General features: G+C 41.1%; 14 protein-coding genes. 3 read left to right on the top strand and 11 right to left on the bottom strand.

The features are described from left to right. On the top strand, window positions 1-297 hold a 297-nt coding region (locus FTV52_RS04980), incomplete at its 5' end, for a transposase (RefSeq protein ID WP_306670092.1). A 412-nt stretch (window positions 298-709) separates the two neighbouring features. On the opposite strand, the gene FTV52_RS04985 is transcribed toward FTV52_RS04980, so the two are convergent. From FTV52_RS04985 to FTV52_RS05005, 5 genes are all read right to left on the bottom strand, one after another. Beyond that, entirely contained in the window at window positions 710-3,349 is a 2,640-nt protein-coding gene (locus FTV52_RS04985) for a bifunctional aconitate hydratase 2/2-methylisocitrate dehydratase (RefSeq protein WP_179990143.1), read from the bottom strand. A gap of 296 nt (window positions 3,350-3,645) precedes the next feature. Further along, the gene (locus FTV52_RS04990; RefSeq protein ID WP_004973220.1) at window positions 3,646-3,915 is read right to left on the bottom strand and encodes a hypothetical protein; all 270 of its coding nucleotides are present in this window, start codon (window positions 3,913-3,915) and stop codon (window positions 3,646-3,648) included. Between the two features lie 200 nt (window positions 3,916-4,115). Beyond that, complete coding sequence (locus FTV52_RS04995; protein WP_104852111.1) at window positions 4,116-4,475, bottom strand: hypothetical protein; 360 nt, start codon at window positions 4,473-4,475, stop codon at window positions 4,116-4,118. A 114-nt stretch (window positions 4,476-4,589) separates the two neighbouring features. Continuing rightward, window positions 4,590-9,101, bottom strand: a complete 4,512-nt coding sequence (locus FTV52_RS05000) for a translocation/assembly module TamB domain-containing protein (RefSeq protein WP_179990145.1) — start codon at window positions 9,099-9,101, stop codon at window positions 4,590-4,592. A gap of 21 nt (window positions 9,102-9,122) precedes the next feature. After that, window positions 9,123-11,927, bottom strand: a complete 2,805-nt coding sequence (locus FTV52_RS05005) for an autotransporter assembly complex family protein (RefSeq protein WP_179990147.1) — start codon at window positions 11,925-11,927, stop codon at window positions 9,123-9,125. Window positions 11,928-12,102: 175 nt separating this feature from the next. Between FTV52_RS05005 and FTV52_RS05010 the strand changes: the two genes are divergently transcribed. Both FTV52_RS05010 and coq7 read left to right on the top strand, forming a co-directional pair. Continuing rightward, entirely contained in the window at window positions 12,103-13,422 is a 1,320-nt protein-coding gene (locus tag FTV52_RS05010) for an MFS transporter (protein WP_167846059.1), read from the top strand. 4 nt (window positions 13,423-13,426) lie between these two features. Then, on the top strand, window positions 13,427-14,062 hold the full coding sequence (gene coq7, locus FTV52_RS05015) for a 2-polyprenyl-3-methyl-6-methoxy-1,4-benzoquinone monooxygenase (protein WP_004973212.1): 636 nt from the start codon (window positions 13,427-13,429) through the stop codon (window positions 14,060-14,062). Between the two features lie 315 nt (window positions 14,063-14,377). Here coq7 and FTV52_RS05020 read toward each other — a convergent pair whose 3' ends face one another. The 6 genes from FTV52_RS05020 to FTV52_RS05045 form a co-directional block, all read right to left on the bottom strand. After that, window positions 14,378-14,815 carry a 2-amino-4-hydroxy-6-hydroxymethyldihydropteridine diphosphokinase gene (locus tag FTV52_RS05020; protein WP_004973211.1) on the bottom strand — a complete coding sequence of 146 codons (438 nt, stop codon included), beginning with the start codon at window positions 14,813-14,815 and terminating at the stop codon, window positions 14,378-14,380. After that, window positions 14,772-15,152: a dihydroneopterin aldolase gene (folB, locus tag FTV52_RS05025; RefSeq protein ID WP_004973210.1), complete on the bottom strand. Its 381-nt coding sequence runs from the start codon at window positions 15,150-15,152 to the stop codon at window positions 14,772-14,774. The genes FTV52_RS05020 and folB overlap by 44 nt, the downstream gene beginning before the upstream one ends. A 152-nt stretch (window positions 15,153-15,304) precedes the next feature. Continuing rightward, on the bottom strand, window positions 15,305-16,603 hold the full coding sequence (locus tag FTV52_RS05030) for an AarF/ABC1/UbiB kinase family protein (protein ID WP_179990186.1): 1,299 nt from the start codon (window positions 16,601-16,603) through the stop codon (window positions 15,305-15,307). Between the two features lie 58 nt (window positions 16,604-16,661). Continuing rightward, window positions 16,662-17,390: a HesA/MoeB/ThiF family protein gene (locus FTV52_RS05035; RefSeq protein ID WP_096900943.1), complete on the bottom strand. Its 729-nt coding sequence runs from the start codon at window positions 17,388-17,390 to the stop codon at window positions 16,662-16,664. Between the two features lie 163 nt (window positions 17,391-17,553). Further along, window positions 17,554-18,264, bottom strand: a complete 711-nt coding sequence (locus FTV52_RS05040) for a hypothetical protein (RefSeq protein WP_004973205.1) — start codon at window positions 18,262-18,264, stop codon at window positions 17,554-17,556. A gap of 255 nt (window positions 18,265-18,519) precedes the next feature. Beyond that, on the bottom strand, window positions 18,520-20,166 hold the full coding sequence (locus tag FTV52_RS05045; RefSeq protein ID WP_179990149.1) for an AMP-binding protein: 1,647 nt from the start codon (window positions 20,164-20,166) through the stop codon (window positions 18,520-18,522). Window positions 20,167-20,257: the final 91 nt, after the last annotated feature.

Consider the following 20,257-nt stretch of genomic DNA (forward strand, 5'->3'; position numbering starts at 1 on the left):
TACATTAGCCAACCATTGAAAGAAACACTTAAAGAGCAAGGCATTGATTTAATTACTTATCCAAGAAAAAATATGAGAGTGACCTTATTGCCATTTTCTGATGAATTTCATCTACGACAACGTAAAAAAATTGAAACATTGATAGGATTATTGAAAGAAAAATATCACTTAGTTACGAGTAAACATCGTTCGATTGCTGGTTTTTTAGCAAGCGTATTTTCTTCACTATGTGCGTATCAACTTTGCCAAAAGAATAAGCCTAAAATTCATGTGATTAAATCTTTGGCTTATCCGTAACTGGGGTTATAGTAAGTTATTAAAAAATATCCAATTTCATTAAAATTAAAACTAAGTAGTTCATTTCAATAAAGTTTTTACCAAAAATTATAATTAAAATTGAATACCAGCATTAATCCATTATATTTTGTGACGCAGTTTACATTATTTTATGACGAACGGTATTGATAGGCAAATTTATATTGTTTTAATAAGTTAAATCCTAATTTATTTCATAGCTTGCGCCCCTATTTTTAAAATCAGCTAGGCAAGCTGAAATATCACAATCTATGCTGTTTTAAATGTCATTCATTATTAGATTGAAATTTTACACATAAAAATAAGGGCTGAATAATCAGCCCTTATTTGATCTTGCTTATCGCTCAACACTCGAACAAATCATAGATTTGCTCTTGCGTTTGCTTTTCCTAACTTAGGTCAACTGAGCAGCAGCAATTTTCTTGGTGTCTACATTCGCAGCAGCGTCTGTGTAGCTTTCCATCTGGTCAAAGTTCAAGTACTTGTAGATGTCAGCAGACATGCTGTCGATTTGAGAAGCGTACTGTTGGTATTCTTCTGGTGTTGGTAACTTACCAAGTACCGCTGCAACAGATGCAAGCTCAGCAGAAGCTAAGTAAACGTTTGCACCTTGACCTAAACGGTTCGGGAAGTTACGTGTAGAAGTAGATACTACAGTTGTGTTCGGTGCTACACGTGCTTGGTTACCCATACATAATGAACAACCTGGCATTTCTGTACGCGCACCCGCTTTACCATAAGTGTTGTAGAAGCCTTCTTCCATAAGTTGACGCTCGTCCATACGAGTTGGAGGCGCTAACCATAGACGAGTAGATAAAGAACCACCAGGAACTTTGTCTAATAACTTACCAGCAGCACGGAAGTGGCCGATGTTTGTCATACAAGAACCGATGAACACTTCATCAATTTTGTCACCTTGAACGTCAGAAAGAAGTTTTGCATCATCTGGATCGTTCGGGCAGCAAAGGATTGGTTCTTTGATGTCTGCAAGGTCAATTTCATACACTTTAGTGTATTCAGCGTCAGCATCAGCTTTAAGAAGTGATGGGTTCGCTAACCATTTTTCCATGTTCTCAACACGACGAGCCATAGTACGCGCATCGCCATAACCTTCAGAAATCATCCACTTAAGCATGGTGATGTTTGAACGAAGGTATTCAGCAACTTTCTCTTCAGAAAGTGTGATAGAACAACCTGCAGCTGAACGCTCAGCAGAAGCATCAGACAATTCAAATGCTTGTTCAACTGTTAAGTCAGTTTCCATTTCTGTTAAGTCGATTTCTAAGATACGACCAGAGAAGATGTTTTTCTTACCTTTCTTCTCTACAGTTAAGTCACCTTCTTTAATTGCGTAGTAAGGAATCGCATGTACAAGGTCACGTAAAGTGATACCAGGCTGCATTTTACCTTTGAACTTCACAAGTACAGACTCAGGCATGTCAAGTGGCATAACACCAGTTGCTGCAGCGAACGCTACAAGACCAGAACCCGCTGGGAAAGAAATACCAATTGGGAAACGAGTATGCGAGTCACCACCAGTACCTACTGTATCTGGAAGAAGCATACGGTTTAACCAAGAGTGGATAATACCGTCACCTGGACGTAAAGAAACACCACCACGGTTCATGATGAAGTCAGGAAGCGTGTGTTGCATTTGAACGTCAACTGGTTTTGGATACGCAGCTGTGTGACAGAAAGATTGCATTACTAAGTCTGCAGAGAAACCTAAACAAGCTAAATCTTTTAATTCGTCACGTGTCATTGGACCTGTTGTATCTTGAGAACCAACAGTAGTCATCTTAGGTTCGCAGTAAGTACCTGGACGAACACCTTGACCTTCTGGAAGACCACAAGCGCGACCTACCATTTTTTGAGCTTGAGTGAAGCCTTTGCCTGTGTTTTCAGGTTGTACTGGAGTACGGAACAAAGTAGATGGTGCAAGACCTAAAGCTTCACGCGCTTTAGCTGTCAAACCACGACCAACGATCAAGTTAATACGACCGCCTGCACGTACTTCGTCTAGAAGCACTGGAGTTTTAAGTTCAGATTCAGCGATTTGTGCGCCGTCTTTGAACGCTGTTACTTTAGCAGCAGCATGGTCGATTTTAAGCGTGATTTCATCACCCATGTTCATGTTAGAAACGTCGATTTCTACTGGTAAAGCACCCGCATCTTCCATTGTGTTAAAGAAGATTGGCGCAATTTTACCGCCTAAGCAGTAGCCGCCATCTTTTTTGTTTGGAATATGCGCGATTTCGTCACCGAAGAACCAAAGTACAGAGTTAGTTGCAGACTTACGAGAAGAACCTGTACCAACAACGTCACCCACGTAAGCAACTTGGTTGCCTTTCGCGATAAGGTCTTTGATTTGGTTTAATGGACCAACTTCACCAGGAACTTCTGGGTTGATGCCATCACGTACGTTTTTCAACATTGCATTTGCGTGCAATGGAATGTCTGGACGGCTCCAAGCGTCTTGTGCAGGTGACAAGTCGTCAGTGTTGGTTTCGCCAGTAACTTTAAACACTGTAAGTTTGATTTCTTCAGGAACATCTGGACGCGATGTGAACCACTCAGCATCAGCCCAAGATTGTAAAACTGCTTTCGCGTTTTCGTTACCTGCTTTTGCTTTGTCTGCTACGTCATGGAACGCATCAAATACAAGCAAAGTGTTTTTCAATGCTTCAGCTGCTAAGCCAGCCAATTCAGCATTGTCTAAAAGCTCTACTAAAGGTGCTACGTTATAACCACCAAGCATTGTACCTAGTAAGTAAACTGCGCGCTCTTTAGAAACGAGTGGAGAGGTTGCTTCACCTTTTGCTACAGCAGCTAAGAAAGCAGCTTTAACGTATGCCGCTTGGTCAACACCTGCAGGTACACGGTTTTCAATCAAATCAACCAAATAAGCTTCTTCGCCTGCTGGTGGATTTTTTAATAATTCAACTAATGCAGCTGTTTGCACATCATCAAGTGGCTTCGGTGGGACTCCGAGTGCGGCACGTTCTTCAACGTGTTGGCGGTAAGCTTCTAGCACGGTGTTATTCCTCTTTTTTAAAAAATTATTTGTGAATTCCTGCTTTTAAAGCATCACAAACAATATGGACTGCAAAATTTTACTAAACTTCTGGTTAAAAGTTAATGCAACTAGAGTGTTTCTTTGTGATGCCCATTATTTTATAACTAAATGATGCGCATATTGTTCAATTTACAGACAAAACACGACTTAATTTTAACTTTGTCTGTATGTACACTAACTTTTCGCCTAAAGTTTAACTCGTAAAAAAGGCAACACTCATGTTGCCTGTTCTAATGAATGAATGATATTCCACCTTAGTGTACTGTTGTGGCTTGAAGATAGTGCTGTAATTGTTCACGACTACCTTCAAACTTGAGTTGAATTTCATCTTCATGCAGCATGCAATGTTCTGCACTGGTAAACGAAATTTGAACTTGATATATCTTTGCAGGTGCATCAATTTGCTGACGTAAATACACCCGATCACCTAAACTTAAAACATAATGACTGCCGCCAATCACTGCGACACCTTGTTCATCTTCTAAGAGCAAATCTGCATTATGCAGGTAAGCAACCACTTCCATTATGCGCTCCTACTGTTTTTGTTATCTTTTTAATTATTCATGAAAAAGATAAGCTTTGCCAGTTTTAAGATTTAGAACTTGTCACAATTTATTTGTTATTTATTTTAGTTTTAGACGTTTTATTTACTTAGGCTATTTTTGATAAAAGATATAGAGGTACAAAACATATTTCAATTTTAATTCATAAAAAAACCGTTCTTTTAGAACGGTTTGTAATCAGGCATTTTATCATGCGGGGTCGCGATACATTTTTCAGTAAATTGCGTACGGACTTTTTCACGTGCCGCATCAACATCACCATTAATTTCTTCAAGTGGCAATGCATATACTTGCTCAATAATCTCTGAGATAAAATTACGGGTAATGTCATCTTCAATTTTATTGGCATGCTCAATGGCACGTTCTTTTTCAATCGCATTTTGACGATCTAGCATGATGGTACGCGCAGCATTGCCAACACTTCGGCAATAGCCTTGCCATTGTTCTTCAGGGGTTAAGGGTTTCTTTTCTGCACAGCCCATTAATGCAAGCACTGCAGTCACCACCAAAATCTTTTTCATTGAAGCTCTCCTGTTGTGCTTATGATAATCAAAAGTTTGCATAAATACGAAACTATCCATGTACAAGCTTAAAAAATGCGCTCTGATTGAACGCATTTTTAAGTGAAGTTGCCGTTAGAAGCGCCAGTTATAGAAAATATCCACGGCGCGTTCTAAAGCTTGACTAGCTTCCAAATACAGTCGTTTATTCATTTGATAACGCAAAGTCAACTTATTGACAGGTGTGAAAACCCCCACGCCATAACGAATAAACAAGTCTGGGGTGATATAACCCGTCAAACTGACTTGGGTATCATCGCCTGTACCTTGGGCATCAAGTGCCAAACCACTTAAACCGAATGTACGTCCAATTTGATTGGTCAAGGCACGTGTACCACCCAATCCCATACTAATACCTGCCGCTGCAATAGTATTGTTGACGTCTGACTTAAAGCTTTCGGTCTGACTCAAACCACTGGTACCTTCATTGATACGACCTGTAATCAAAGCATTTAATGCTTCTTGTTCAGATAAGCCTGCATCGTTATACACTTGAATGTTCGGACTGCTGGCTGTGCCTGTAACTCTAAAGCCGACCATGCTGCCCTGTACATTTTTATTGGCATCCATATCTAAAGTTGGGTTAGAAATTGGGCCATTAAAACGCGCAATGGCACGGTTCAAATCCAGACTTTGTCCATAGGCTTCAATTTTCACACGCTGGCTGACCCCAATCGCACCATTGGCACGCATCGCAGTTTCTAAACCACGTTGAGATAAATACAAACGTCCAATCAGTGGAATACGGCTATTAAAACCTTGGAAAATGACCCGATCACCCAAATTCAATTCAAGATCGGCACGAATATCCCATGGACGAGCTGAACGTAATAATGCCAGTTGATCTTGTCCTTCATGTACCACACGCACATCCGAAGACACGTTAACCACAGGTGCAGACACTTCAGGCATAGAAATTAAAGCCCGAGGTACATCTACACGTCCTTTTAAACTCAGTTTTTTCTGGAAAGGTAAAACATCTAAGGATACATCTGGCGTAATCATTGCAGTAATTAGCGGTGCTTGACGAATTAATAAGTCTTTACCGTTTAAATTTAACTGAATACGCGGATCATTTTTCCAATCCACACTGCCCGTTAAACGCCCTACACCACCACCGCTGTTAAATGCGCCATTAATGCTGGCTTGATCTTGGCGGATAGAGGAATAGACCTGCACATTGGTCAGATTTACAGGTAACGAAATCATGCTGATCGCACCATCTTTCAGGCGCATTTCACCTGTGAGCAATGGTGAAGTTAAAGTCCCATTGATCTTGCCAGCAAAGGACAAAATGCCTGCCATTGAGCGCACATCGGCAATAAACGGTTTAAAAACTTTAAGTTGTACCTGATCAAAGGCAATTTCACCGCGCATTGGCATATTTTTGGTGTAAGGATCAATCAGCACATTGGCATAACCCGTACCAATTTCAGGCGTTTTCACATCTATACGTAATTTCAAGCCTTCGGCAATACTTTTTGCGACCACTGCCACTTGTTCATAACGCAAGGTAGAGCCGATATCTTGTGGATCGTCCGCAGCAAGTCCAATGACGCCATCACGCGTGACCAAATGTGCATCAATTTTTGGCTTCTGTCCTTTTGCCCACGCCGCTTTGGCATACCCATTAACCTTGCCTGTAATCGCCAAACCTTCAGGCATAAATGCAGAAAAGTCATTTAAGTCTAAGTTTTGAGTCACAAATGATGCATTGGCTTTGGTTTTACTCACACGAATAGGTTGATCAAAACACAATTGGCTTTGCTGACTCATCCAACAATGCGCACCAACATACAACTCACTGGTTCTATGTTGATAAATCACGGCTGCGTTTTGGCGCTGTGCCAAGTGGGTTCTTAAGGAGTCAAAATCTCCTTTCTGAATTTGTCCCATCCAATCATTTTGTGCATTTAAACCACCCGCCAATTGTACATAAAACTTACTCAGCTTATTTTCGGCTTCTAGTTTTAAAATATGTGCCTGACGTGTACCTGCTAAAGAAATCTGCCCTTGCTCGATGCCACGGTTGCCACTGCGTAAATTTTCCATGGATGCCGTCATCAGCGTTGGCGTATTTTCAGAGGTTGGCAATTCACCTTGTAGGCGCAATTTACGCACGCTGAAAATATTATTTACACTGAACTGATCAACAGCGAAATTGGCAGTGGCTTGTAAGCGTGGCTGCGACTGCACATTGATATAGCCATACGCACGTCCACGTAAACCTGAATAGATTTCGTATAAAGCAGGCGCATTGACTTTAATACGCAGATTTTGTGCATTCCCCGTTGCTTGTAACTGATTTTTGGCATAAGACAAAAATAGATTATTGGCTTCAAACTGTTGTGGTAAAAAGCCTTTTTGATTAGCATCAATCAACATGGCTAAATTCCCCGTACCACGTACAGGTTTATTATTGAGCATGCCTGCCAAATTCAGACGTTCAATGTTGATCCGTTTTTGAGTGTCTGACCAAATACCTTGAGTGCGAATATTGCCCGATAATTCACCACGTACACTGGACACAAAATAGTGCGGCTTAAAGCGAATTAAAGAAGCGTTTAAATTCCAGCTCACCCCCTGATTCAAATGCAGCAAACCATCCGCCACAATTTGCCCTGCAACACCATTATGGCGTAAGTCGCTAATTTTAATTAGTTCCGGCGTACCCGATAATTTTAGTTTTAAATGTCCTTCACTGCCTTGAATGGCACTGGCATTTAACCCACCATCATAATTCACGGCAAAACTTTTAAAGCCACCACCAGCTTTCACATCATGGAACAATAAAGCGATGGTGCTTTGCCCAGTTAAATGTACGTTTTCATTTTGATTGACCAAACGCCCTGTCAAATTAATATCTTTCAAATGAATAATTTGCTGATTCGGCAATGCAAAACCATTGGCTTTAAACTGCCCATTTAACACATTAACAGGTGCTGCGGTGCTGATACTTTGCGGATTAAAGTTTTTCGCAGCCAATACCGCATTCCATTTCAACTGACGTTTATCAGTTGGTAAATCAATGACGGCGCTGCCTGCCAAATGACTATCTGCAGTATCAAATTTAAAATTAGGAATATTTAAACGATTATTCTTTAAATTCAATTTGGCTTGGTACATGCCCGCAGGTAACATGGTTTTTTCATGTGTGCTGACTTTACTCGCCACAAAAATATCTTGCTGACCTTCTACCAAGGCCAATTGCACATCACCCGATTCACTTTTCAACCAACCCACATACGGCACAGCACGGTCTATGTTGTTCCAGCGCACATCAAGCAACATCGGATTTGCCGCTTTGCCCTGCGCAGGTTTTTGATCGAGTTTTAAATTCCAAGTTTCATATTGGTCAAAATCGACTTGTGCAGTTAAGTGTGTGCCTTTTTCCAAATGACCTTTAGATGCTAAATTGGCATCTAAACTTGGCGGTAAAAAGTCTTTGACCACTTGAGGAATTAGTGGATCTTTAGGATTAATTTTATCCAGACGTCCTGTTAAATCCCAATTGACTTTTTTATCCCAACTGACAATGCCCGCTACATTGGCAGCACCTTGCATAAGTTGTGCATTTAAATTACTGATATTCAGTTGATGAACTAAATCGGTATACATCAGACCTGTATATTGACCTTTAGGGATGTGTTTACCGCTCAAATCCGTATTGACATCAATATCTAAACGCTTGATATCGCCTTTAAATTTAGCTGCACCTGCTTGGGTAAAAAGTTCCTGCTCGGTCAAAATAGGCCAACGGTAGTTTTTAAATTGTAACTCACCAAACATTGGCACTTGCTTACGCATTGGATGCAACACTACCCATCCCGTGAGCAAATCAGGCGTATTTGTTGCAACACCCGCCTGAATCGTGTCGAGTGTGCCTTTGCCTACTACTTTAATATCGTGAATATTTAAGCTGTCATGTAAAGAGGGAATATTTAAATCACCCACCACATTAAGCGGATATTTACCTTCAAATTTCATATCGCCTGTGGCATTGCGTACATTCAAATATCCCATATCCATATTGGAATCTTCAAATTTCAGTTCTGTACCCGACCACAAGGCATTATTTAAATCAATATCGTAAAAATCGACCTGCGTACCAGAGGCGGTTTGAATCAATAAATGATCGACATCGGCAGTATCTAAACGCAAAACAAAAGGTAAGCGAATTTCATTGAATTTGAATGGATCATCACTTGGTGGGCCTTTCGGATAAATCCGCAGATTACGCACATCGGCACGATTGAGATGGATTTCTTTATCTAAAATGGCACGCCAACCAAGAATGACATCGGCACGGTCAATTTTGACATCAACAGGCTTTAAACTGACGATGATATTGCGCAGAATAATCCCGCGCCATAAATTACCGCCTTCATATTCATAATGAATAATTTCTTGGCGCTGCAATACGCTGTCTAATAAGAACTTTGAGCCACGGTCTGTTGAGAACATCACCACCAAAGCGGACACCAATAAAACCAGCATCAACAGCAGTGACAGTAAAACACTCCTGAGTATTCGACGCTTTTTAGGTGGCGTTACTGGAGTTTCTGGTTGCTGTTCAACTTCAGCCATAATGTTCTCTAAGTCTTAAATTTATAGTTGAGAGCCAATAAAGAAATGTAAACGGATTGGATGGTTATCATCTGAAATACCAGAAGCCACATCAATCCGAATTGGGCCAATTGGTGATGCCCAACGTACCCCCAAACCTACGCTATATTCGGTGTCGTTGCTAAAGTCTTTATCGTAAGCATTACCAAAATCACTAAATACTGCTGCGCGCCACCCCTCTTTAAATTGAAAGTTATATTCTAATGAACCAACCGCCAAAGCCTGACCTCCAATTTTAAAGCCTTCAATTTGTGGTGTTAAAGACTTGTAGTCAAAGCCACGTAAAGACTGGTCACCACCAGTAAAATAACGCAAATTATAAGGCACTTTATTAAAATCTTCGGTGTAGATATAACCTAAGTCACTGCGTCCGACAAACTGATGATCGTCATTTTCACCCAATGAATAAATAAAACGCCAACCTGCATTTAGAATGGCTAAATCTGCATCGCTGAGCAGTGATTCACTCCCCAGTTCTATTTTATAAATTTGGCGGAAACCTTTGCTTGGGTTAACACGACGGTTACTGTCGGTACGTGAAACTTCATAGCCAAGCAATAACGATTGTTGCTCGACATCACCATTGGCAATAAACGCATCAGGCACTTTTTCCAAAAATACAGTGCCATCTTCAGTTAAGCGATCCAGTCGATAACGCAAGCCAAAAGTATGTTGCCAACTGCCCATTGGGTTTTTAATCACACGGTCTACACCTGCAACCGCAGATTCAATCATCAAGCCGCCACCTTGTGCAACATCGTCACGTTCTTCACGCTCATAACCGCCAACCAACGCGACATAATCATTCAAGGGATGGTTATAAGGAATATTATAACGTCCATCAATGGCTTGACGAATTTGCGAAAGCTCTAAGTTGGCATCGAAAGAGTGACCACGTTTATTGACAATGGCACGGCGATATTGCCCACGCAAACGCACGCCTGTGTCAGTTCCGTAACCTGCACCGACTTCGGCACTATTTAAGCGGTCTGCATTTAAAGTCACAACCACAGGAATTTTTTTGTCTATGCGTGCTTGCTGTTTTAAGCGTTCTTCTTCTGATTGTTTGTCTTCTTGCTGTGCTTGTAGCATGCGCAGCTTATCATTGCTCGCACCTTCTTCTGTGCCAGCAAATTCAGCTTCGTTCACCACAGATTGCGTCACTTCCTGAGATGACGCCACCCGTTTTTGATCGACGACTGTGGCATCGTAAACTGAGATTTTTTGTTGATCGACCAAAGCCTGAATATCAGGTGGCAATTCCAAAGGATGCTCTACAGGATCAGGACGGATCGTATCAACTAAGGTGTAGTTGAAATAACGCGAGTTGGTGAGGTTATTGGCCAAACCATTTACACGCCAAAAAGTATAGTCAGCATTGTCCTGCCAAGTGACCATACTTTGCAGAATATCCATATCCAAAGGGAATTCTTGATTTGGATCGCTCATACGAAATTCAACATTTCCGAGTTTATAACGCTCGCCTGTTTCATAACGTAAATTGATATCGGCTGTATTTTGAGGTTGAGCGACTTTAACGTCATGCAAACGCCAGTAACTGTCAAAATAACCGTTATCTGAAGCGGCATCGGTAATTCGTTTTTTGGTTTGCTCATACAAACCATGATTAAACACATCATCTACTTCTTGATCAGGCAAGACACCAATAACCTGAAATTGTGCCTCGTATTGTCCTTCACCTGTAAATTCAATATTTTGCTGTTTAATCGCCACAGGTGGATTTGGCACAACCTGCACACGCACGCGGCTATCACTGAGTTTTTCAAACTTAAACTCGGCATTATAAAAACCCACCGCCTGCGCAGCCTGATTTGACAACGTACGCAGTTGCGGCAATGCCGATGGAAAATCTGCAAAAGACTCCTGGGTAAAACTGGACAGTTTGGCCTTAATATTGGCACTTAACTGATCTACCGCTGTACGATAAGCATCGGGCGATACCTCTCCAATTGAGTTTTGTGTACCATTGGCGCCTTTTGCGGTAATGACTACATCTGCACTAATACGCGGCACTTTGGCTGTATTTAGCTCACGCGGTGGACGGACTTTATACAGTAAACGTCTGAAAAAACCGGGTTTATCGGCATTTTCCACCTGCGTCATCCAGCCCAATTCAGCCATTAAGGTATCGTTAGGATTGGCTTCCACTACAAAATTACTGTCTGCCTGAATATTGGTTATGAGCTGATCGACATTTACAGGCGCTTGATCAATTTGCAGTAGCTCCTGCTGTGTTGCGTCTTTAACCAACGTTTCTGGCACTTGACCATTGCGGTCTAGCATCGCTTCTTGTTTGGCTTGTTCTGCCACCTGAAAAATTTCATTGGCAAGCCCCTGATCTACAGGTGCAATGGGTAAATCTTCTAAGTCTTCAAATTCGATAGGCTGAAATTCAGCAAAAGATGCCCCTGCCTGTTGTTGCTGTTGCAGCATTTCTAGACTATTAAATTCAGGTGTTTGCGCTTGCTCTAAAGCTTCTTCTATTTTTTGTAGATCTTGGGCACTGTCTTTACCTTGTGCTGCTGCCAGTTGTTTAATTTCTGCAGCTAAATTTTGTGCTTCTTCTGCAGTTGGAGTCTGTAGCGGTACAGGATTTTCAGCAAGCTGAGCGTTTGAATTGGGTACAGTAAGACTTTCTGCAAAACTTGAAGATGCAACTAAACCTAAAAACAGACTTAGTCCGAGCTTTTTCGGCATATTCCAGCATAAAATTGCATGCATACTGGAACACAGTACTGATTTTTTAAAGTTTGTATTTACAAGCATAAAAAACTCTAAACTGATTTAATTTTTATGGAAAAACCCCAATGAACCCGCGTACAAACACCAATTTATTTGATTTTTTCATCAGTGAAAAGACTTGAAACATCATACATGATTTTCTGTACTATTATATCAAGCGGTCACATTTCTTAATAAAACTAAACGAAGTTAATCACGCATGGAAAAAAATGAACATTTGTTGAGGAGTCGTCGCTTTTTGCCGACGTTTCTCACTCAATTTTTTGGCGCACTCAATGATAACGTGTATAAACAAGCGCTGCTTTTAGTCTTTACCTATGGTCTGATTAGCCAGCAATCTGCAAATGTCAGCACCTTGAATAATTTAGCAGCCTTGTTGTTTATTTTGCCGTATTTTATTTTTTCTGCCACCGCAGGACAATTAGCAGACAAGTATGAACGTGCCCAATTGGTGCGTGCCATCAAACTGCTTGAAATTGTCATCATGCTGATTGGTACCGTTGGTTTTATTTTAGGAAATTTGTGGCTATTGCTGATTGCCTTATTTTTAATGGGCGCACAATCGACCTTTTTTGGCCCAATCAAATATGCCATTTTGCCTGAAGTACTCAAACCGCATGAACTGATGTCGGGCAATGCAATTTTCCAGTCAGGTACATCCATTGCAATTTTATTGGGGATGATTTTAGGCGGTGCAGTGATTTCGGTATCTGCAGGCAATTTAGTCTGGATTAGCTTAACTGTGGTGATTATTGCACTAATTGGTTATGCCTCAAGTCGTTTTGTGCTGACGCAGCGCGTCACGGCACCCGACATTCAAATTGACTGGAATTTTTTCCGTACCAGTTTCCAGACTTTAAAATATGCCAAAAGCCTGCCGATGATTTTTCTAATATTATTGGGCAATTCTTGGTATTGGTTTTATGGGGCAACGTATTTAACCCAAATTCCACAGCTCACTCAACAAAACTTGCATGCTTCTGAAAATGTGGTGAGTTTATTACTGACACTCTTTTCTGTCGGTATTGGCGTAGGTTCTTTGCTCTGCCGTAAAATAGGCGGTACCGAGGTCAATATTAAAATGGTGCCTATTGGCGCAGTCGGTTTAACCGTCTTTGCTTTTTATTTGGCAGGCACATTGGCTTTTGTACCAGAAAAAACAGGCGCACTACTGGGCTTAGCCGAAGTCTTTCAGCAAGGCTGGAGTTATTATCATGTCATGTGTGCAGTCACTTTACTGGGCATTAGTGGCGGTTTTTACATTGTGCCCTTGTATGCCATGATGCAAGCCTATTCCCCTCGCTCGCACCGCGCACGTGTGGTCGCAGCCAACAATATTTTAAATGCGGTATTTATGGTGTCATCTGCCATTTTTTCGATTTTAATTTTAAGCATTTTAAAAATTGATTTAAAAATTTTATTTAGTATTACGGCTGTTTTAAGTGCTGTTTTCACCTTTTGGCTCTTGTTAAAGCTCAAGCCAATGTTAGATACTGCACAGGACTCTTTGGAGGATTAATTTCATGCGTCATTACACAGGCATCGACAAGTTTATTCATTCATTTGACCAAGCCTTGCGTAGTTTAGTACCTGGCACAACTTCGGCTCAACGTGAAAACCCAGGCAATACGGTTGAAACCAAATTGGCAGTGAGTGAAGCACGTCATGTTGCAGGCTTAATGCGAGTAAACCATAGTGGTGAAGTCTGTGCACAAGCCTTATATCACGGTCAGGCTTTAACTGCGAAATTGCCCAATGTACGTCGTGAAATGGAACAGGCTGCAATTGAAGAACAAGACCATTTGGCGTGGTGCGAAGACCGCTTAAAAGAGTTAGACAGTCACACCAGTTTGCTTAATCCTGTATGGTATGGCTTGTCTTTTGGGATGGGTGCAATTGCAGGTATTGCGGGCGATAAATACAGTTTGGGTTTTGTGGCAGAAACTGAACGTCAAGTCAGCTTGCATTTAGAACATCATATTAGCCAATTGCCTGAACAAGATGATCGTTCACGTAAAATTCTAGTCCAAATGAATGAAGATGAATTGCATCATCGCGATACGGCGCTCAAAGCAGGTGGTGTAGATTTGCCTGTACCTGTACGTTTGACCATGACTGCGATTTCCAAGCTCATGACCAAGACCAGTTATTATATTTAATGAATTGATAACACTTAAACGCTCACAATTGTGGGCGTTTTTTTATGTCATTGGAATAGAAAACATCTCGATTAAAACGATCAAAAAATAACAGAGAAAGAGCCGATCTTGAGTTATCCCAAGATTTATCCGCAGATTTTGTGGATATTTTTTAAGTGCAAAGCCGTATAAATACAGAAAAATATTGTTTTTGATGGTTTTTCATACAAATATATCAGAAAGATATGACACGGTGATGTTAACCGAAACGAGATCACAGATCACAGCCAAAATTTAAAGATGTGTAGTACGAATCTACCCCTTTTATTGGCTGATTTATTCTTCACAACTCACAATGGGATAGTCATGCGCAGAATGCACAAAAGCCTCATCTTGCCAAATATCCCACATTGGAATTTTAACATCTAAAGCAAGTGGCATTTTTTTCGGATTGAATTGCATTTGAGCTAAATTTTCACCCCACGCAATAATATCAATATCCAGCGGAATATCATGCGATGGGCGCACACGCCCTGCTGCAACTTCCAATTCCTTAAGGATGACGTTTAGATGCTCAAAGCTTAAACGGCTTTTTAGCAAACAAGCAGAATTCCAATAGTCTGCACCAATTCCATCACGGCATGGAATCAGATAAATGTGCGAAAAATGCACTTCACCCAATGCAGCAATTTGCTGATAGGCATTTTTAAACTGACGCGGTGCTTCGCAGTTACTCGCCAGAGCGAGGGCAAAAATCGTTTCGGTGGCGTTCAAGACGAATTCCTACAGAATTGGCTTCTGGAATAATGGCAGGTTTGCGAATGGTGATGGTAATGGATTCAATGGCGGCAAAAGTCGTAAAAAGTGCATCCAATACCAATTGTGCGGCATGCTCAATCAATTTGGGCGCAGCCTGCTGAATCACTTGCGCTGAAATGCTGCAAATTTCTGCATAATTGAGCGTGTCTTGCAACTCATCTGAAGCTGCAGCTTGGCTTAAATTGGTGGCAATAATCAAATCCAACATAAGCGGTTGTTGAATCTGACGCTCCCATGCAAAACAGCCGACGACTGTTTCTACCTTTAAGCCTTCAATGATAATTGCATCCATGACCACACTCTATATTTCATTTTAAATCCTTCTATCTCTGTCTATTGAAAGGGATATTTGCCGTATTTTAAAGCCACACTGAACTCATAAAACAAAAGATCGGTGGCTTTAAAATATGCAACCAGAAGGCTTGATTCGCCCAATATGGATAATTAATGCTTTAACAACAAATTCGGATCAATACTTTGTACCATCTGCAGTCGTTGATCGGCATAAATATCGGTATAAGGTGCTAAAACGCGCATGAAACGGTCAAAGTACAACATTTGCTTGAACAGTAAAGCAAAGTCACGTGGGAAACGAATCCCATGACGCTCACCCACAGCAACCATATCAAGCATGATGTCATTTAAATCTGCAGGGTTAGAAGTCAGCAATTCTTGAGGATCAGCCAGCAATACGCCACTAAATAAACGCTCTAAATCTGCTGCCAAAACCTGAGTATCAATTTGCGTGTCAGTCATGCCCATTTTGAGCATATTTTCCGCCATAAGCGTGTAGTTGGTATTTTGCAAGGCATCCATAAAGGCCATACAAGCAGTCCACACTTCAGGATTTAGCTGTCCGACAATACCAAAATCAATAAAGCCGACACGCCCATCTTCAAGCAACATCAGGTTGCCTGCGTGTAAATCGGCATGGAAACTGTTACACATCATCAAGCTACCAAACCATGTATTCATGGCAGTAATCAACACTTGCGATGGATCGTTAGATACTTGTTTCACCACGTCAAAATCGGTCAAAGGTACGCCATACAAACGCTGCATGGTCAATACGCGACGGGTGGAATATTGATGATAGACCTTAGGTGCAGTGGCTTTTGTATTCTGGGTTAAATTCAGATAATTAATAAAATCATCTAGGTTACGTGCTTCTTCAATAAAGTCGACTTCACGCACCATACGGGTTTTGATTTCTTCGACAATATCGGCCAATGACGCAAATTTGACTTTAGGTACAGCTTTTTCGAGCAGTTTAGTCGCCCAGTGCAAGACGTTTAAATCGGTATAGAGAATAGTTTCTACCCCCGGTTTTTGCACTTTAATCACCACATCTTCTCCACTTACCAATTTTGCAGCATGCACTTGTGCGATAGATGCTGAAGCTAAAGGCTTTTCATCTATTGAGGCAAATATTTCATCTAAATTGCGCCCTGCAAATTCAGATTCCAATACTTGCTGCACATAGCTAAACGGTAAAGTTGGAGTTTGGTCTAAACAACCTTGAAACTCTTCGACATATTCACGCGGGAACAATGACGGTGTACTGGCAATAAACTGCCCAAGTTTAATGTAGGTTGAACCTAAAGATTCAAATGTTTCGCGCATGAGTTTGGCATTACTTGGCTTTTCAGTGGCATATTTAATGCCTGCTTTGGCTGCCACTACGGCAGTTTCACCCATGCGAGCAACTGAACGTAAACCATCTAACCAGATATTATTTTTCATCATGTCTGAGTCATATTAAAGTAGTGAGAGTTTAACAAAAAATTGCCAAGTAAAAAGGCTATCTTGCCTGACAAACTGGACAGTTGTGGTCTTGATCAAACGACAATAAGCGTTGTTTCATGCTTAAACCATCCCAAAGTAATAGCTTTTGTTTCAGCGCGGTGTTGCCTAAACCCAAGTACAATAAGGCATGATGCGCTTGTAAACTGGCCATGACGTTGGGAGTGGTTGCCAATACGCCACTGTCAGCGCAGCGCAAACTCTCATTGGCATGTTGTTCTTTCGGGAACAGACATTCATAGCAAGCAGAATCACCTTCGACCATGAACATTTGCCCTTGAAAACCAATGGCAGAGGCACTGAGTAAAGGTACATTCAATTGTCGGCAATATTGATTGACCAAATATCGGGTACTGAAATTATCACAACCATCTAAGACTAGGTCTTGTTGGGCAACTAAAGTGCCTGCATTTTGCGCATCTAACAGCGTGGTTAAACAAACAATCTCGATATAAGGATTAATTTGCATTAATCTTTTTGCGAGAATTTCGGCCTTATAAAAGCCTAAATCTGCGGGGGTATAGGCGATTTGTCGTTGCAAATTACTGGTTTCAATCACATCAGCATCAATCAGAGTGATTTTTCCCACGCCTGCACGTGCAAGTAATTCTGCGCTTAAACAGCCAATCCCGCCACACCCCACAACAAGTACGTTGGCCAGTTTTAATTTTTCTTGGGCTTCAATATCCCAGCCATCCAATAAAATTTGTCGGCTATATAGATGCATTTCTGCATCGCTCAATTCCAACTGAGTATCGAATATGCTTTCCAAGAAAATGCCCTATTCTGCAAAACCAAAACGCCAAGTATAACGGGTATTCAAAGCAAACCGCCATGACGGCGGTTGAATTGTTGCGTATTTGAACAGATGGAGATGTGCAACGACTTGCTTAAAAGTGCATCCGCATGCCTACGTTATAAGTAACGCCATCGGCATCGCCTATATATTCATTATAATAGGCAATTCCACCATTCCAGTAACATGCCGTATTCCCGACTTTGTCTGAGGTTGTCCCATCTTTACAGGTGGTATTCGAGGTGCTGTCATATAACCATTTATAACCAGCAGTGGCGTAAATCGAGAAATCAGGAACAAAGTTCAAACCGACTTCTACGCCCACAGGTAAAGTGACAAAATTGACATCATTGGCAAGCAGCTTTGAACTTGCGCCGCTATAACCTAGACCTGCGTATGTATTGAAATAAAAACCATGATAGCTGATCAGGTTTAAATTCCCGCCCATATTGAATTCATAATAATCCAAATCGTATTCATTGTTTTTTAAGAATTCCAATCTGCCATAAAAACCTGAGCGATGTGGCGTGGTGGAAACACCCAAAGCAAAACCATCTAGTTCTACTGTATCGCCACTGTCAAAATCTGCTTCAAAATTGGCGTATTCGGCAAAGACTGCATAATTTTTTTGTGGCGTTTTTGCTGCTGGATAGCTGGAATAGGCTGTACTTTCAGCAGTTGGCGCTGGGTTCCAGTTTTGTGCATAACTGCCAGAGGCACACAACAGTAAAGCTGCGCCCATCCATATCGACTTCGTAAATATCCGCTTTGACGGCTGCGTGAAGTTTAAATGAGCTGTTACCATGATGTTCTCCCCCAATATGTATTGCGCTGCCTACATGCTTTTATCGTAATCGAAGTACATGCAGCCTTGTTCATTGTGTCAGCATAAAGTTGAAAATATCACATCACCAATATGATGCACACATTTTCTATCGATTGAGTTCGTGCTTGCATAATCGGGTGGTTTAAATAAAGAATACAGATTTAAAAAAACGCCAATCTGTATGAATGGCGTTTTTCTTATGGCGCAATAATTAACAGGGCCTATTGGCTGAATTTAGCTCACTTTTTTAAAAGCATTTTGTTTTGCAATTTCTTGTTGCTTCAATAAATTACGCTGAATTTTTCCACTGGATGTTTTAGGCAAACTGCTGACAAATTCAATTTCTTTAGGATAGGCATGTTTCGATAAGCGTGAACGCACATACTGTTGCAGCTTTTCCTGCAATGCAGTGCTTGGTTGATATTGATTTTTTAACACCACAAAGGCTTTTACCACTTCTGTACGCTCTGGGTCTGGCTTACCAATTACTGCGGATTCAAGCACTTCCTCACATTCAAGCAAAGTACTTTCTACATCAAAAGGCCCGACACGATAACCCGAAGTTGTAATGACATCGTCTGCACGACCAATAAAATCAATCCCACCAAATTCATTTAAACGTACCGTATCACCCGTTAAATAATACTGTCCCACAAATGATTTACGGTCATCCCCATCGTAACCTTTGAACCACATTAAAGGCGATTGTGATTCATCCAGTGCAAGTGTGCCAATTTCGCCGTGAGCGACTTCCTGATGCTGTGCATTTAAAACCGCGAAACGATGTCCGGGAATAGCATAACCCGCAGAACCTACTTTTTTCTGATGTTCCAGTGCATGATGATTGGCAATCACCATCCCCAATTCGGTTTGTCCATATTGATCATAAATATTGACTTGTAAATCATGCTTAAACCAATGAATCACTTCTGGTGTGAGCGGCTCGCCTGCACTGCTAACCACACGCAGATGTCGTTGAATATCACCATCAAACTTTTCTTTAAAACCAAAGAACATTCTAAATGCTGTTGGTGAACCTGTTAAATTACTCACCTGATATTTACGGATAATTTCCAGTGCATGATCAATACTAAATGGACGTTCATCCATAATAATGCTATGCCCCAAACTCAGTGGCCCTGTAATACCGTAATACAAGCCATAAGCCCAACCAGGGTCGGCTAAATTCCAAAATGAATCTTCTGCTCTTAAATCGACTGCATGCTGCATATAACCTTTAAATGCCACAATGGCTTTTAAAGGCACAGGTACAGATTTAGCTAAACCCGTAGTGCCTGATGTAAACATCATCAGAAAATCATCTTCAAAACTGCGATACACGGTTTCAAAGTAGGTGTCTTGAGTGCTTAGAACTTGCCAAAAATCTGTATCATGGTTTTGAGCTTGATTTGCTGCGTCCACAGTTAAAATTTTCACATTAGACAAGGCATTTAGTTTTGGACGCTGCTCAGTATTGGTCACAATGAGCTGCGTCTTTGCAGTTTGAATACGGTGCTCAATCGCTTTAGATTCAAAGGCTGTAAATAAAGGCTGATACACTGCCCCAATGCGCCATGTGGCAAAAACCGTAATTAACAATTCAGGCGTACGCGGCAATAATCCTGCAATACAATCACCTGCTTTTAAGCCCAGTTGAGTAAAATAATTTGCCAATTTTCCAGATGCTTCTGCCAGTTGATCAAATGTCCACGATGCAGTTTGACCGTGTTTGCCTTCCCAAATTAAGGCAGTTTGTTGAGTACCCGTATAGCGTCCGCAACATTCTTCATAGGCATTAAGTGCCGTTGGCGTTCCTGCCAATTGGGTTTGAATCAGTTGCTCAATATCAAACTGTTGATATGCCTCTTGCAAAGTTTTCATTCTTTTAAGCTCCGTCTTAAACTGATGACACTGCAATTCATTTGCAGCAATATGCGTTATTGTTTTAACCGTTTTTACAAGTTAGGATTGA

This window comes from Acinetobacter sp. YH1901141 (assembly GCF_013416935.1).
In the GTDB taxonomy this organism is placed as follows: domain Bacteria; phylum Pseudomonadota; class Gammaproteobacteria; order Pseudomonadales; family Moraxellaceae; genus Acinetobacter; species Acinetobacter towneri.